Annotated in this window: 17 protein-coding genes; 5 read left to right on the top strand and 12 right to left on the bottom strand. The window is 47.4% G+C overall.

Translation table 11 applies throughout. The annotated features are described in order from the left end of the window. Window positions 1–52 precede the first annotated feature (52 nt). Both DXN05_RS02615 and DXN05_RS02610 read left to right on the top strand, forming a co-directional pair. Entirely contained in the window at window positions 53–1,024 is a 972-nt protein-coding gene (locus DXN05_RS02615; protein WP_116845642.1) for a M23 family metallopeptidase, read from the top strand. Between the two features lie 134 nt (window positions 1,025–1,158). Then, window positions 1,159–1,707, top strand: a complete 549-nt coding sequence (locus DXN05_RS02610) for a DUF937 domain-containing protein (protein ID WP_116845641.1) — start codon at window positions 1,159–1,161, stop codon at window positions 1,705–1,707. 69 nt (window positions 1,708–1,776) lie between these two features. Here the strand turns inward: DXN05_RS02610 and DXN05_RS02605 are convergent, their stop codons facing one another. The 7 genes from DXN05_RS02605 to DXN05_RS02575 all read right to left on the bottom strand — a co-directional run bounded on the left by DXN05_RS02605 (window position 1,777) and on the right by DXN05_RS02575 (window position 7,139). After that, entirely contained in the window at window positions 1,777–2,787 is a 1,011-nt protein-coding gene (locus DXN05_RS02605) for an outer membrane beta-barrel protein (protein WP_116845640.1), read from the bottom strand. 724 nt (window positions 2,788–3,511) lie between these two features. Then, window positions 3,512–3,925 (bottom strand): VanZ family protein, encoded by a 414-nt coding sequence (locus DXN05_RS02600; protein ID WP_116845639.1) that lies wholly within the window; start codon window positions 3,923–3,925, stop codon window positions 3,512–3,514. A gap of 183 nt (window positions 3,926–4,108) precedes the next feature. After that, window positions 4,109–4,936, bottom strand: a complete 828-nt coding sequence (locus tag DXN05_RS02595) for an anti-sigma factor (protein ID WP_116845638.1) — start codon at window positions 4,934–4,936, stop codon at window positions 4,109–4,111. After that, window positions 4,937–5,479: an RNA polymerase sigma factor gene (locus DXN05_RS02590; protein ID WP_116845637.1), complete on the bottom strand. Its 543-nt coding sequence runs from the start codon at window positions 5,477–5,479 to the stop codon at window positions 4,937–4,939. It lies immediately after the preceding gene. Between the two features lie 56 nt (window positions 5,480–5,535). Continuing rightward, the gene (gene gcvH / locus DXN05_RS02585) at window positions 5,536–5,916 is read right to left on the bottom strand and encodes a glycine cleavage system protein GcvH (protein WP_116845636.1); all 381 of its coding nucleotides are present in this window, start codon (window positions 5,914–5,916) and stop codon (window positions 5,536–5,538) included. 130 nt (window positions 5,917–6,046) lie between these two features. Next, a complete protein-coding gene (locus DXN05_RS02580; protein ID WP_116845635.1) occupies window positions 6,047–6,769 on the bottom strand; it encodes a peptidylprolyl isomerase in 723 nt (240 codons plus the stop codon). Between the two features lie 22 nt (window positions 6,770–6,791). Next, the gene (locus tag DXN05_RS02575; protein WP_116845634.1) at window positions 6,792–7,139 is read right to left on the bottom strand and encodes a hypothetical protein; all 348 of its coding nucleotides are present in this window, start codon (window positions 7,137–7,139) and stop codon (window positions 6,792–6,794) included. 106 nt (window positions 7,140–7,245) lie between these two features. Here DXN05_RS02575 and serS point away from each other — a divergent pair, with 106 nt between their 5' ends. Both serS and DXN05_RS02565 read left to right on the top strand, forming a co-directional pair. After that, window positions 7,246–8,517: a serine--tRNA ligase gene (gene serS / locus DXN05_RS02570; protein WP_116845633.1), complete on the top strand. Its 1,272-nt coding sequence runs from the start codon at window positions 7,246–7,248 to the stop codon at window positions 8,515–8,517. Between the two features lie 139 nt (window positions 8,518–8,656). Then, entirely contained in the window at window positions 8,657–9,607 is a 951-nt protein-coding gene (locus tag DXN05_RS02565) for an alpha/beta hydrolase (RefSeq protein ID WP_116845632.1), read from the top strand. Window positions 9,608–9,645: 38 nt separating this feature from the next. On the opposite strand, the gene DXN05_RS02560 is transcribed toward DXN05_RS02565, so the two are convergent. From DXN05_RS02560 to DXN05_RS02540, 5 genes are all read right to left on the bottom strand, one after another. Then, window positions 9,646–10,194: a L,D-transpeptidase family protein gene (locus DXN05_RS02560; RefSeq protein ID WP_116846368.1), complete on the bottom strand. Its 549-nt coding sequence runs from the start codon at window positions 10,192–10,194 to the stop codon at window positions 9,646–9,648. 187 nt (window positions 10,195–10,381) lie between these two features. Further along, window positions 10,382–11,305, bottom strand: coding sequence for an outer membrane beta-barrel protein (locus DXN05_RS02555; protein ID WP_116845631.1), 924 nt, complete (start codon window positions 11,303–11,305; stop codon window positions 10,382–10,384). A gap of 21 nt (window positions 11,306–11,326) precedes the next feature. Continuing rightward, window positions 11,327–12,433: an anti-sigma factor gene (locus DXN05_RS02550; protein WP_116845630.1), complete on the bottom strand. Its 1,107-nt coding sequence runs from the start codon at window positions 12,431–12,433 to the stop codon at window positions 11,327–11,329. 1 nt (window position 12,434) lies between these two features. Continuing rightward, window positions 12,435–12,920 carry an RNA polymerase sigma factor gene (locus DXN05_RS02545; protein WP_116845629.1) on the bottom strand — a complete coding sequence of 162 codons (486 nt, stop codon included), beginning with the start codon at window positions 12,918–12,920 and terminating at the stop codon, window positions 12,435–12,437. Between the two features lie 110 nt (window positions 12,921–13,030). Next, window positions 13,031–13,246, bottom strand: coding sequence for a hypothetical protein (locus DXN05_RS02540; protein WP_116845628.1), 216 nt, complete (start codon window positions 13,244–13,246; stop codon window positions 13,031–13,033). 203 nt (window positions 13,247–13,449) lie between these two features. Here DXN05_RS02540 and kbl point away from each other — a divergent pair, with 203 nt between their 5' ends. Next, entirely contained in the window at window positions 13,450–14,637 is a 1,188-nt protein-coding gene (kbl, locus tag DXN05_RS02535) for a glycine C-acetyltransferase (protein WP_116845627.1), read from the top strand. Window positions 14,638–14,649: the final 12 nt, after the last annotated feature.

Raw genomic sequence — 14,649 nt, 5'->3', positions numbered from 1 at the left:
CCTCAAAGGTAAAGGATTGATACGAGTTGTGTACCGGCGCCTGTAACAAGCCATGAAGAAAATAAAATATTACTATAATACGCATTCCCTGCGTTACGAGAAGCTGGAAACGCCGCTGCGGGTAAAACTGCTGCGCGTATTTGGCTTTATTGCCGCAGCATTTGTGTCGGCCGTGATCATTGTGGCCATCGCTTTCAAGTATATCGATTCGCCGCGGGCTAAAAACCTGCGCCAGGAAAATGATGACCTGCGTTCCAATTACTCCATTGTGCAGCAACAGCTTGCCCATCTTGAACAGCAAATGGCGGAGCTCGAAAAAAGAGACAATAATGTGTACCGCTCCATTTTTGAAGCCTCTCCCATACCAGACAGTGCCAGGATGAAAGAAATGGAAAAAGACAAGGAACTGCAGCTCGTAAGTTCCCTCGGCGAGGGCGACCTGATGCAGGGTCTCACTTCCCAGCTCAACAACCTTACCATGCGGGTGGCTTACCAGTTTAAGTCGTACGACGAAATCGACGGTATGGTAAAAAACAAAGAGAAACTCCTCGCAGGCATCCCTGCCATTCAGCCGGTAAGCAACCGCGACCTTACCCGTATTGCCTCGGGTTTTGGCTCACGTGTAGACCCGGTGTATAAAGTAGCCAAATTTCACGCAGGCCTCGATTTTGCCGCCCCCCAGGGCACGCCCATTTATGCAACTGCAGATGGTACGGTGAAGCAGGCCGATTACAGCGAAAGCGGTTACGGCAACCACGTAGTTATTAATCACGGCTATGGTTACGAAACCCTGTATGGCCACATGTATCGCATAAAGGCCCATGTCGGCGATCATGTTAAACGTGGCGAAGTAATCGGTTATGTAGGCAGTACCGGTAAAAGCACCGGCCCGCACTGCCATTACGAAGTGCATAAAAATGGCCAGCATGTAGATCCGGTGTACTATTTCTACAACGATTTATCGCCCGAACAGTACGATCGTTTGCTTAAACTCGCTGCCGCAAGCAACCAGAGCTTCGATTAATGCTGTTATACCAGGTTTTTTCATGTATGTATGGGCCTGACACCCTGTAACTCAGGCTGGGTAACCGTTTCCTGTTATTTTATCATTGCAGGTTACAATGTTAAACTGTACCTTGTTTTTTCAAAAAATAAACTATGCTGGAACAATTAACGAACCTGGTTCAACAATTTGTCGGCAGTAACAATGCTGTACCCGACGAACATAAAGCTGCCGTGGCACAGGATGCTACGCAGGCCGTTGAGGGCGGCATTAAACAGGCGCTGCAAAGCGGCAATGTGTCTGATGTAATGCGTTTATTCAGCGGTAATGCCGATGTTGCCGCCAACCCGGTAACCCAAAACATTCAGGGAGGTTTGGTGCAAAGCCTGGTGCAGAAACTGGGTATCGATCAGTCGCAGGCCGCAGGTATGGCCAGCAGCCTTATTCCGGGCATCCTGGGCCAGCTGGTGCATAAAACCAATGACCCCAACGACAGCAGTTTCGACCTCCAGGGTATCATCAATCATTTTTCCGGCGGCAGTACCTCGGGCTTTGATGTGCACGGACTGATGAACAAATTCAAAAGCGCACTGGACAAGGACAAAGATGGCGATGTTGATATGGATGACTTGAAAGCCTTGTTCACCGGAGGCGGAACACAAGGCGGTGGCGGATTGCTTGACAAAGTAAAGAGCTTCTTCTGACAAGATATGCCCTTTTAAGAAATTGAACGTGCCCGTGTTTGCCATACACGGGCACGTTTTTTTAATGCATTACAGCCTGAAACGCAATCCCAGGTTTAATCCCAGCCCGCCGATGTTGATATATGATTTCAAGTCGTTGGAGTGGGCGTTATTGTTTTTATACTGCGTTTGCGTAGGCTTGGTGGGGTCAGTGGCAACCGGCGTGTTGGATTGCTGCGTAAGTGTTGTCTGGTAATCGGTGTAACGTTCCGCCACAGACAAATCATTCAGCGTTCTGCCCGAAGTGGCTACTGTTTGGCCGTTACTGGTATTCACCACATTTGTTTTTTCGTTGTAGGCAGTAATCTCCTTGCTTTTGCTCTTCACCGGCACATTACGATATTCTGTTTCCAGGAAAACAGCCAGTCTTGTACCTAACTTGTACGTAACGCCCAGTGCACCCTGGAAACCGATGGTTTGATTGGGCTTTATTTCTTCTTTGCGCGCAATAGTTGTCTGCGCTGCAATAATAGCCGGCTGGTTAGGCACGCTGCTGAGTTTGTAAGCATCGGTTTCAATTTTCAATCTTCCCCAAACAGGCACCACCACACCAAAGCGAACATAGGGGTTAAACCTGCCCTGCAAACCCGGACTAATTACCAGGCCTGGCGCAAGATCCACGGCGTTTACGTAGCCATGCGATATCACTTTGCCGGCCAGCTGACCGGTAGTAAGCATATCTTCTTCGTGTGTCATCAGGTTTTTATTGCTGTGGTAATAGTTGGCGGTAAGTTCCACGGCAATAAAACGGTTAAACTGGAAACCACCGGATAAACCGCCCCTGATGCCGGCGCCATACGAGCCTGTCAATACCTTTTGTGATACAATGGTGGTTGCACCTGTAGATGGGTCGATGGTTTTAAATACCTCCTGCGGCGGGTAGCTGCCAACATTGGGAAACTGACCGGGTGACACGCTAAAAAAATAACCGCCTGTCAGTTTTACATAGAAGCCGTGGTCTGTTTGTGGATTTTTTTCCTGAGAATGAGCGTAGGAAACAGCTGCCAGGGCAAGGCAGCAGATGAGCAATGTTTTTTTCATAAGCTAAAGCAATTTGTATAATTAAGCTACCACAAATAATATGCACGCCTAATGGGTAATGCTATGAAAATGATTGCCACCTGTAAAATTATTGGATATGCAAAGTGTTGTACATGCGCAATATAATTGGGAATGAACCGTTTGTTAAGAAATTATCAATTTAAAAAAAAATATTTCCCAATAGAAAAACGGTTTTGCAAAAATTATAGCAGTATATTTGCTTGTAAATCAAAGTGTTGTGAAGGTTGGATGTTTGGGAAAACGAACAGTCATTTGTGATAGTAACAATATATAAACTATCCGTTAACACTTCTTTATTAATGAAAGTATGACCTTTGTGTTGTGATCGACGGTAATAAACCAGGTCACTGGCAAGGGCGGAAAAAGAGGAAAAGAAGTGAGCAGAGATTAACAAAACAGCCATTTATTCTGGCATCGCCTTTGCAAAGTATTATAAAAAGCAAGTAGTCAATTTTCTCATAAGCAGTTAGTTTTGGTTGCGGCCCCTGTTTTCACGGGGGCCAATTTTTTTTAGAATAGGATCACTGCCCTAAGAATATACAGTTATAGGTAAAATTCCCCGTTGACATAGCTATTCCATCGTTTATATCGTTGAACGATCCTCGAACGAAGGTCGGACGATCCTCGGACGATGCTACGATGTTGTTCCCAGGCACCCCTTCGCCGGTTACCGGCTTTCACATATGGACCATTGTTTCCCGGTTTACGCTGCTTCTGCAGCAGTTGTTTGTTCCCTTAATTGTTTTCTTTTAATCAGGTAACGCACATAAATATAGGCTATTATACAACCCACTGCGTCAGCAATAATATCTGTGATGTCAAACGAGCGGCCCACGGTCCAGTATTTTTGCACAAATTCCATGGCTATGCCATATAAAACGCCTGCCACGGCAATAGCCAGCATGGCTTTGGGCTGTTGTTGTTTGTAAAAAAGACGGGTACCCTGCATAAATAAAAATACCAGTATAGAAAACATGCCAATATGTACCCATTTGTCAACATGAATCAATTCAAAGAAAGGAGATTTGGGTAAGGAATTGCCGGGAATTGTCATTAAATATACCGTTACCAGGAACCAGATAACAGCTGCAAGAATAACGAGCCATTTGTTTTTCAAGAAATATCAGTTTGCGCAAATATAACCATAAAGGGGCTGCACGAAAACAGCCCCTTTTTGTCCATCTGAAAAACCCCGCTATAGAATAGCTCAGGCTTATTTACGGAAAAAAAGTTCGGTTGGATTAGAAGGCTATCTGAATGAACAGAGTGAATAAATCTGGTGAGTGTTTTTGAAAGCGGGTTATACCTTACCCATTACAAGCATAGCAGTAAGTGTAGGGGTTGGGCTGCCGCCTTCTTTTTCCAGGGTAATGGCAAAAGCCTGTGCGTTGGCAATGGTTTTCATTTTGCAGAGGGCGCCAGCGCAATCGCTGATCATACCTGCATCAACAGGTTGGCCGTTGACGATTGCCCATAACTGGTACTGGTGCCCGGCAGGTGTTTGCGGAAGATTGTTGGCCAGCAGGTATACATCATTGTTTTGCTTGTTCCAGTAAACGGTTGCATAGCTGCCTTCCTTACCGGGCAGGCCGTTCATTTTAACGGCATGCATGGCCGTATCGCCCATCATGCGCAGGCTGCTGGCTGCCTCGTTAAACTTGGCTTTATAAGTATCATTGCTGGCCTGCAGGTTGTTGCGTTCCTGCAGTAGTGCCTGGTACTCGTTACGGGCGCTTTGGTAATGGTTGTAATAATAAATGTTGAAACCGGCACTTACCACAAACAGCAATATGGCAGCTGCAGCAATGGTTTGCCAGGTTTTATGGTGCGATGGGTATACCGGGTGCATGGGAATTACCGGTGCCCCGGTGCCTATGGGCTGCACGATTGCCTGTTGCTGTTCTTCATTAAACAACGTTGCCATCAATGCAGTTTTAACAGCAGCATCAGGTGCAATGGCATCGTTCATGGCCTGCTGTTCCAGCTCCAGTTCAAAAGCTTCAACCGCCGCTTTTATTTCAGGATACTGTGCACAAAGCTGCTGCAGTTCAGCTGCCTCTTCTGCGGTAGCTAAACCCAATACATAACTCTCGATTATGCCACTTTGTATGTATGCCTGTGTATCCACTTATGGTTTTACTAATTGTCTTAATTGGATTAAAGCAGCCCGCAGCCTGGTTTTCACAGTGCCCAGCGGAATGTCCAGCATCTTTGCTATCTCTTCCTGTGTAAAGCCCTGGAAATAGGAGAGGTCTACCAGTACCCGGTATTCTTCGCGCAGCGTATGCACCACCTTCCTCAGGCCGATTTTATCGACATTGGGTAAAGCACTTCCGCCAGCATCATATACGGATTCTGTTAATTCCTGGTTTTGTTTGGTGTTTTGGTAGCCCTTGCTGCGCACCATATCAATGGCAGCATTGCGGGTAATATTCAGCATCCAGGTAAACAGGCGGCCTTTGCTTTCATCGTAGCTATCTATCTGCCGCCATATTTTAATGAATACTTCCTGCAATACATCACCGCATAATGTTTTATCGGGTATGATTGATAAAACAACTGTATTTAACGCACCGGAATAGTGATCGTATAAATAGCCAAAAGCCGACTGCTCCCGTTGTTTTAACAACGGTATCAGTTCGGCTTCTGAATACGTTTTTATTTCCGGCATACGGGCGTGAACGGTGTGTTCGGCTATTTAAGTTCGACTAAGTACAATTGCTGGTATTACCCAACCAGCTTCTCATAGGCTTCTGCTGTTAACAGGCCATCGAGATCTGCGGGGTTTGATAAAGTCAGTTTTACCATCCATCCTTCACCATAAGGATCGGTGTTTACCAGTTCTGGCGAGCCGTTCAGCGCTTCATTCACTTCGTTGATAGTACCGGCTACAGGTAAAAACAGGTCGCTTACAGTTTTAACTGCTTCCACCGTACCAAAAACTTCTTCAGCCGCAAGCGTTTTGCCAACAGTTGGCACATCTACATAAACGATATCGCCCAATTCGCGCTGTGCAAATTCAGTAATACCGATAATTGCTGTGTTGCCACCTACCAGTTTAATCCACTCGTGATCTTTGGTATATTTCAGTTCTGCAGGATAATTCATGGTACAAATATTTTGCTGCAAATATTGAATAAAAAAATGAGTATGTGAACTTTATAACATCAAACTTTACAAGTTTAGACATCATTTTGTTCAGTATATACCACTAAAATAAACGCAACCGTTTGCTCCCTTAATTCAGCAGGTGCATCTGCATGCGTACGGGCTTCAGCGGGCGGTCACGGGCATCGCGTGGTTGCGCTGCAATGGTGTCAATTATATTTATGCCTGATACTACTTCTCCGAACACGGTATAGTTCTGATCAAGAAACGGCGTACCGCCAATGGTTTTATACACGTTACGCTGTGCATCGGTATATGTATACGCAGGGTTGTTGCCGCGCACCCTGCATTCCATGGTGTTTAATTCCACATCGTTCAGTACTTTGCCCTGTACCAGGTAAAACTGGCAGTTGCTGCTGGCTTTTGCCGGGTTGTTGTCGCGCGCGGCTGCCAGCACGCCTTTTTTATGAAACAGGTAAGGTTTTATTTCTGCCGGTATGCGGTCGCCCGGCGCAGCACCTTCACCAACGGTTTGTGCACTATCGGCATATTTGCTGGTGGGGTCGCCGCCCTGTATCATAAACCCGTTGATGATGCGGTGAAACAGCAGGCTGTCGTAAAAACCGCTTTGCACCAGTTTAATAAAGTTGTCGCGGTGCAGCGGCGTGCTGTCGTACAGTTTTACGGTAAGGTTGCCGTACGTGGTCATTATTTCTACCAGCCTTTCATTGCTTTTGGGTGCAACGGCAGGTTTTGCATTGGCTGTTGTTTTGTGTACGGCAGGGGTGGGCTTGCGCTGGGCACTTGCAGTGAGCAGGCTGCAGCCAAGCAGGGTTACTAAAAGCAGTTTCATCCGGTTGTTAATGGGTTATGTGTTAGAATCCGTTCTGTTCAAAATAAAACAAAATATGATCGCGCAGGAAGTTCTCCTGTTCGGGCAAAATCATGTCCGGCAGGTTTTTCAGCTGCTTAAAATGCGGCCAGCCGTCCTTGTCGTGCCCTTCCAGTGAATAATAACCGCTGGGTAAAAGCACGGTGCATACGGCCACGTGCATCAGGTCCTGCTTCTGTTCTTTCGTTATTTTTTCGGTGGAAATACCGGTTTCCTGTATGCCAATGAGGAATAAAATAGCGTCCATATCCGGTTTTTTACCAAACCGCTCCACCAGCTTCGCCTCCAGGTTCCACCACCGCTGCTGTAAATCGTCTGTTGCTGTACTCATACTGCAAAGTTAGGTGATGCAGGCATATCATTGCAGGTACAATACCTGGTAAAGCTTTCCGGAACTTCCGCGGGCCAGCTTATATTTGCCAAAATTTCACACCGATATGTTGCAAGTAGCTGTATTACGACAGAACAGGGAATGGGTTAAAGAAAGGCTTGCTGTAAAGCAGTTTAAACAACCCGAATTGGTCGACGCCGTAGTTGAACTGGATGATAAGCGCAAAAAAGTGCAGGCGTTGTACGACGACACCCAGTCGAAGGTAAACAGTGCTTCCAAAGACATCGGTAAACTGATGGGCCAGGGCAAAAAAGAAGAAGCCGAAGCCCTGAAAAGCAATGTTGCCGGCTGGAATGCCGAACTGAAACCCCTGAAAGAAAAAATGCAGCTGCTCGAAAAAGAACTGCACGATAAACTGGTTCAGCTGCCCAACCTGCCCGGCCCGCTGGTACCGGTGGGTAAAACACCCGAAGACAATGTGGTGGTAAAGGAAGGCGGTGAAAAGCCGGTGCTCGATGCGGCCGCCCAACCGCACTGGGACCTCGCTAAAAAATACAACCTCATCGATTTTGAACTGGGTAACAAAATTACCGGCAGCGGCTTTCCCGTTTACATTAACAAGGGCGCACGTTTGCAGCGTGCACTGGTGCAATATTTTCTTGACTTTAATACTGCTGCAGGTTATACCGAATACCTGCCGCCGTTTATGGTAAATGAAGCCTCTGCCTATGCTACCGGTCAGCTGCCTGATAAAGAAGGCCAGATGTACCATGCCACCGAAGATGATTTTTACCTGATACCCACCGCCGAAGTACCGGTTACCAATGTGTACCGCGATACTATTTTGAAAGAAGAGGAACTGCCCCTGAAAATGACGGCCTATACACCCTGCTTCAGAAGGGAAGCCGGCAGTTATGGTAAAGATGTGCGCGGACTGAACCGCCTGCACCAGTTCGAAAAAGTTGAGATCATACAAATTGCCAACCCGGAGAAGAGCTACGAAATACTCGATGAAATGGTGGCGCATGTAGAGAAGCTGATCCAGTCGCTCGAACTGCCTTACCGTATCCTGCGTTTGTGTGGTGGCGATATGGGTTTTACCAGCGCACTCACTTACGATTTTGAAGTATACAGCACTGCACAGGGCCGCTGGCTGGAAGTGAGCAGTGTTAGTAACTTTGAAGGTTTCCAGGCTAACCGGCTTAAATGCCGTTATAAAGACGGCAGCGGTAAAACACAGCTGGTGCATACGCTCAATGGCAGCTCTTTGGCATTGCCCCGTATTGTAGCCAGCCTGCTCGAAAACCACCAGACTGCAGAAGGCATCAACATTCCTGCTGCACTGGTTCCGTATTTCGGCGCAACGGAAATTAAATAAGCCGGCCGTTTACGGCCCTGGTATAATGTTGAAGCCGGCAGTTGTTAATGCACAGCTGCCGGCTTTATTTTTATATTAAAGCTGCGCGTGCATACCGTAAGCTTGCGGCTTTTCTGTAATTTTAAGTAAACCCTTCCTTATGCGAAAATTGTTAAAAGGTACCGGGTATACCCTGCTGATACTCTTTGTGCTGTTCAACACCATGACAGCCTTCAATGCCTATAAGCTTACGCATTTTTATAACCGCAATGAGATAGACAGCACGCCGCATGCAGGCGGTTTGCATACTGCTGGTGTTATTTTCTTTGGTCAGAAATCGTATAAAAGCCTGCTGAAAGATGTGCCTGCAACGCCATACGATACCTTCACGGTAATAACACCCGATCATGTATCGCTGGCCGGCTGGCACATACGGCCCGATACCGTGATAAACGGAACGGTATTGCTGTTTCACGGCCATGCAGGCTGCCGCAGCGATGTGGTAAAAGAAGCCGATGCATTTCATCGCATGGGATACGATGTGTACCTGGTTGATTTCAGGGCGCACGGGGTGAGTGAAGGTAATGTGTGTACGGTTGGATACGATGAATCAAAAGATGTAAAAGCGCTGTACGACTATGCGCTGGCCAAAGGTGCCGATAAAAAGCGCATGGTGTTATGGGGTATATCCATGGGGGCCGCAACAGTAATGAAGGCAGTAAGTGACTTTGATTTGAAGCCCGGGAAACTCATCCTCGAAATGCCTTTCGGCTCTTTGCTGGATGCGGTGAAAGGCAGGTTGCACATTATGCAGTTGCCCCCCGAGCCATTGTCTACTTTCCTCACTTTCTGGGGTGGCACAGAGCAGGGATTCTGGGCGTTTGGCCATAAACCGTGGGAGTATGCGCGCAAAATCAACTGCCCGGTATTACTGCAATGGGGCATACACGATCCCCGTGTAACAGAAGCCGAAACACATCACATTTTCCAGAACATCGACACGCCTCATAAAACACTCATCAAATACGCCAACAGCGGTCACGAAAGCCTGTACAAGAAAGAGCCGGGCAAATGGCAAACCGTTGTGGGTGAGTTTTTGCAGCAGCAATAACTGGTTAACAGGAACGGATTATAAACGGGCTTGCAGGTTTAAGGTTGTATGGTAACTGAAGTGCCTACCGGGATGTACCGGTACAGCGCTTCCACATCTTCATTTTTCATGCTGATACAACCCATGGTCCAGTTCTGGTAGCGGTCTATCGCATAATCTTCATGCGGCCATGTGCCGTGTATGCCAATACCGCCGCCAATCCTGGCGCTTGCAGGTATCAGTCCCCTGCTTTTGCGCGCATTGAACAGGGCTATGTTTTCGGGGGTGGGGTAGTCGAGCATCATAAAGCGGTCCCATTTTTCATGTACCCGCTTGCTCACAATTCTGAAATGGCCATCGGGCGTTCTGCGGTCGCCTTCCCAGAATTTATCGTGCTGATCATTGCTGCCAAATACAACCGGGTAAGCGATAAGCCATCCCTTGCTGTCGTACACATTCAGTTCATAGTCACTTTTGTCAATAACAATCGAATAGTTGTTAAAGCTGTGCCTGAAACAGAACGAGGTACTGCCTGTAAACAGTGCGCCACACGCAAATACAAGCAGGCTGGCCCTTACAGCCCGGCGGTTGAATGCATTTGTCAGCATTTTGTGCAGTATAAAAGATTTGGAATATAAACGGCTAACCATATTAACGTAGCGGATTCAATTTTGCGTATGTGCCCCTGCAAAAAATATTCCGTAAAAACAGGCAGCCTTATTACCGAACGAAAATAAAAGAGCGCCGTATGCGGGCGCTCTTTTTTATAAAAATGTTAACGGGTGTGTTTGCATGCTACCAGTTGCTGAAGCGGATGCCCATGGTGTAAGGATACTGTTCCAGGCCTGTTTTATCTTTCTTAAACAGCGTGCTTAGTGCATATGAACCATACAGCCGGATAGGGCCGAAACCAATTTCTGCTACGCTGGCCACACGCCAGTCTTCCAGGTCAAGATTGCCGCGGTACTTTACCTTGCCGCGTTCCTGGCTTACCTGCTTGTTGCGGCTGCCCACACGATAACCTGCGCTGATACCCGCACTGATGCTGAAACCACGGTCGCGGTAAGGGCTGCTGTTAAAGTTCAGCATCAGCGGTATGGTCACATAGCCTACATACAGTTTGTTCTTTTTAAAGCTGATGGAATCGTTGTATACAAAAGGTTCCGGCTCGTTGCGGAAGCTGATGCGCGAATCAAAACGGTAATTGAACATTTCCAGTCCAAGCCCGTATTTCAGGTTCAGCATATGACTGGTGATGTTCAGCTTTTGCATAAACAGCCAGATGTTGACGTTGGATGATTTGAAGTTGTTGAGATCAAAGCTGTGCTGGTCAACCGGGTTATCGCCATGCCCGTTGTAGGGAATGTTTTTAAAGAAACCTGCCTGCTGTGCCGCAGCGTAATCTGTTTTGTTGTTCCAGTTGGCAAAGCCCAGGTCAAATATCAGCCAGTTGGTGCTTACAATAGAGCGGTGGTAGCGCCTGTGCGAGCCAATGGAGATGGTGAAATTATGTGAGCCTGAAGTGGAATCTTTCTGCGTGGCAGTGTCTGTGTAAACATCGCGGTCACGGTCTTTGTTGTGATCCCTGTTTTTCTTGATGATAATAAAATTACCTACGTGAACGGTGTCCGGGTGATTGCCGCTGCGGGTGGTGTCTTGCTGCGCAAAGGCACCCAGGGAGGCCAGTAAGGCCACCAGCATGAGTAAAGATCTGTTCATGGAATGCTGATTTAAGATGGGTTATTGGCGGGTATTGATTTTCATATTAGCGAGGTTTAACTGGCCATCTTCATCTGCGGCGTTTTTAGCCTTAGCCGAAAAAATGCGTCCTGCTTTTTTGAAAAAGCCCCTGAGTTTGTTTTTGTTGATATCGAGTGATCCTATGTAAATGCCACGTTCTTCTTCATTCGTATTAAGCTCCTGGTAAGGTGCGTCGTTTGAGGCGGTCACTGCCGCGGTGGTTGCTGCAGGTGTTACTGCCTTTTCAGACACAGCCGGCAGGGTGGTGTTCAGTGTTTGTGTGCTCACATTACCCGCCGTTCCTGCAATAGATGCATCTGCCAGCAAGGGCGTGCGTGCAGGTTCAGTAGCATTGCCCATGTTAGCGGCAGTTGGTGGGCCGGTGGTTACGGGTTGTGCAGACTGCTGCGCCGGGCTGGTACGAGGCTGGTTTACACGGGCCATTTCCTGTTGTTTAGGCTCACGGATGCTGCCGGTATGGGTTGCTGCCATTGCCGGTGTTTGTTGCGTTGCGCCTGTTGTACTGCTTGTAGCAGGTTGCTGCCCTGCAGGCTGCTGTTGCGCAGTATTGGTGCGGGTTACGGCAACAACAGGGTCGCTGCTATGCTGCTGTTTACCCATGAATTGCCAGGTCAGTGCAATAATACCCAGCAGTGCGGCCGCAGCGGCAAAACGGCCAATATACAGCGGGATAATTTTCCCGGAACCCTTGTACAGCGCTGATTTGCGCGGGCAGGCGATTACTTCTTCCGGTAAAACGGCCTGCTGCAATTGTTCCAGTTTGCGGGCATATACCGGGTGCTGTGCGGCAAACTGTTCTACTGCCTGTTTGCCGGCTTCGTTCAGTTCGTTGTCTACGTATAATAAAAACTGCTCCTCGTAATTGCTGATGTCAAGTTTGCCGCCGGGCTGTATTTTCAGGAAGCTGGCGTCAAATGTGTAGTCGTCGCCGGTGGGCAGTATGGCCTGCTGCAGGCTTTCAAGCTCGGCTGCCAGGTCGGGATGCTGTTGCGCAAAGATCTCTACCTCCATCCGCTGATGTAAAGTAAGTTCGCTATCGACATACAACAGGAACCATTGTTCGTAATTTTGTCTGTTGATGTTCATATCAAATTACATTTTCTGGGCTTACCAAATAGTTCTTCAATGTTAACCTGGCGCGGTGCAAATATACTTTCACCTGGCTTTCGCTGAGGCTCATGATTTTGCCTATTTCCTCGTAACTGTATCCTTCATAATCTTTCAGCATCACCAGGCTGCGTTGCGTTTCATTTAACCGTTTCAGGGCTTCCTGCAGTATTTTCCTGGCCTGCGTGTTGGGCTGGGATTGTATTTTGGCTTCTTCCCTGAACTCGTCTTTCAGCTGTATCCGTTTGTTTTTTCTCAGGTGATCAATCATCTGGTTATAGGCCACGGTAAACAAATAGGCCTTCTGCTTGCCTGTTTCAACCGAATCACGGTTGCGCCATAATTTCTCAAATGCGCTTTGAACGATATCCCTTGCATCTTCTTCGTGCCGCAGGTTTTTCACAATAAAACGGAACACATTGTCAGCATACAGGTTTACACATTCATTGTAATCTTGTTCGGTCATAAACAGTGTTTCTATTCGTTAGTTGCCCATTTTCAGAAGTTGTACGTTACAGCAGAAAAAATGTTACAGGTATAAAAATAAAAAATCCCCTCGGAAGGGGATCACTGAATTTAGCCGATAAAGCGATTCACCGGGTGCCAGAGTATGTAATCAGTCTGCGCACCGGTTTTGGGCGCTTCCCGGTACATGGGGCAGCCAGGGCGGCACTGATCGCACTGCACCTTGCTTTTTTTGTGATAAACGGCTTTGTGGTATTCAATCGCCATAACACTGCCCGAGCACATGGCAAACAGCAGGCTGTATTGAACCCAGTATCTTGATCTCATAAGTGTAAATGTATTTGCAACAGCTGTACGAAGGTAGTCCCTAAAATGTTACAGCGGCCGCAGCACAATTTTTTATAAAATGATTAACGCCGCAAATGCCTGGTATATATGTAGGTACACGCAATGGTATGCGTAATTTTAAGATGAACAGGACGAATAAATCTGCCAACGCTTACTTTTGCTCATCTTTAAAAATTGAATGTATGAATGCAAATTTTGCCAGCCGCATAAAACAGGAGCTCTCTGAAATTGAAGCCGCAGGGTTATTTAAAAAAGAAAGGGTAATCACCAGCGAACAGGGGCCTGAGATTGTGGTAAACGGTAAAACCGTACTTAACTTTTGTGCCAATAATTACCTGGGTTTGTCTTCACATCCCAAAGTAATTGAAGCTGCCCACAAGGCCATTGATTCACATGGTTATGGTATGAGCAGTGTGCGTTTTATCTGCGGTACGCAAGACATTCATAAAGAACTGGAGCAGAAAATTGCCGCTTTCCTGGGTACAGAAGATACCATTTTGTATGTAGCCGCCTTCGACGCGAATGGCGGTGTGTTTGAGCCGTTGTTCAACGAGCAGGATGCTATTATCAGCGATGAGCTGAACCACGCGTCTATCATCGATGGCGTGCGCTTGTGCAAGGCACAGCGCTACCGCTACAAGCACAACAGCATGGACGACCTGGAGGCTAAACTGCAGGAAACACAGAACCTGCGCAGCCGCATTATTGTTACCGATGGCTCTTTCAGCATGGACGGCACCATTGCACAGCTGGATAAAATATGTGACCTGGCCGATAAGTACGATGCTATTGTTATGATCGATGAATCACATTCATCCGGCTTCCTTGGCAAAACCGGCCGTGGTACACACGAATACCGCAACGTAATGGGGCGTATTGATATTATCACCGGCACGCTGGGTAAAGCGCTCGGTGGTGCAAGCGGCGGTTTTACTTCAGGCAAAAAAGAGGTGATTGAAATGCTGCGCCAGCGCAGCCGCCCATACCTTTTTTCCAACACCGTAGCACCCGCTATTGTCGGCGCTTCTATCGCTGTACTGGATATGCTTACCCAAACAACCGAACTGCGCGATAAACTGGAATTTAACACCAAATACTTCAGAACCAAAATGACCGAAGCCGGTTTCGACATTAAACCCGGCGACCATCCTATTGTGCCTATTATGCTGTACGAAGCAACCGTTGCACAGGAGTTTGCCGCCAAACTGCTGGAAGAGGGTATTTATGTGATCGGTTTCTTTTTCCCTGTGGTTGGTAAAGGACTGGCCCGTATCCGCGTGCAGCTCAGCGCTGCCCACGAACAGGCACATCTTGACAAAGCCATCGCCGGCTTTACCAAAGTAGGTAAAGAACTGGGCGTATTGAAATAGCAAAAAAGGCCT

This window comes from Deminuibacter soli, assembly GCF_003412455.1.
In the GTDB taxonomy this organism is placed as follows: domain Bacteria; phylum Bacteroidota; class Bacteroidia; order Chitinophagales; family Chitinophagaceae; genus Deminuibacter; species Deminuibacter soli.
This window is presented reverse-complemented; position numbering and strand designations above follow the sequence as displayed.

Bases quoted from the DNA above. Each gene is read 5' to 3' on its own strand.
- DXN05_RS02615 (WP_116845642.1), top strand. From the start codon at position 53: ATGAAGAAAATAAAATATTACTATAATACGCATTCCCTGCGTTACGAG.
- DXN05_RS02610 (WP_116845641.1), top strand. From the start codon at position 1,159: ATGCTGGAACAATTAACGAACCTGGTTCAACAATTTGTCGGCAGTAAC.
- DXN05_RS02605 (WP_116845640.1), bottom strand. From the start codon at position 2,787: ATGAAAAAAACATTGCTCATCTGCTGCCTTGCCCTGGCAGCTGTTTCC.
- DXN05_RS02590 (WP_116845637.1), bottom strand. From the start codon at position 5,479: ATGCCGGAAATAAAAACGTATTCAGAAGCCGAACTGATACCGTTGTTA.
- gcvH (WP_116845636.1), bottom strand. From the start codon at position 5,916: ATGAATTATCCTGCAGAACTGAAATATACCAAAGATCACGAGTGGATT.
- DXN05_RS02580 (WP_116845635.1), bottom strand. From the start codon at position 6,769: ATGAAACTGCTTTTAGTAACCCTGCTTGGCTGCAGCCTGCTCACTGCA.
- DXN05_RS02575 (WP_116845634.1), bottom strand. From the start codon at position 7,139: ATGAGTACAGCAACAGACGATTTACAGCAGCGGTGGTGGAACCTGGAG.
- serS (WP_116845633.1), top strand. From the start codon at position 7,246: ATGTTGCAAGTAGCTGTATTACGACAGAACAGGGAATGGGTTAAAGAA.
- DXN05_RS02565 (WP_116845632.1), top strand. From the start codon at position 8,657: ATGCGAAAATTGTTAAAAGGTACCGGGTATACCCTGCTGATACTCTTT.
- DXN05_RS02560 (WP_116846368.1), bottom strand. From the start codon at position 10,194: ATGCTGACAAATGCATTCAACCGCCGGGCTGTAAGGGCCAGCCTGCTT.
- DXN05_RS02555 (WP_116845631.1), bottom strand. From the start codon at position 11,305: ATGAACAGATCTTTACTCATGCTGGTGGCCTTACTGGCCTCCCTGGGT.
- DXN05_RS02550 (WP_116845630.1), bottom strand. From the start codon at position 12,433: ATGAACATCAACAGACAAAATTACGAACAATGGTTCCTGTTGTATGTC.
- DXN05_RS02545 (WP_116845629.1), bottom strand. From the start codon at position 12,920: ATGACCGAACAAGATTACAATGAATGTGTAAACCTGTATGCTGACAAT.
- DXN05_RS02540 (WP_116845628.1), bottom strand. From the start codon at position 13,246: ATGAGATCAAGATACTGGGTTCAATACAGCCTGCTGTTTGCCATGTGC.
- kbl (WP_116845627.1), top strand. From the start codon at position 13,450: ATGAATGCAAATTTTGCCAGCCGCATAAAACAGGAGCTCTCTGAAATT.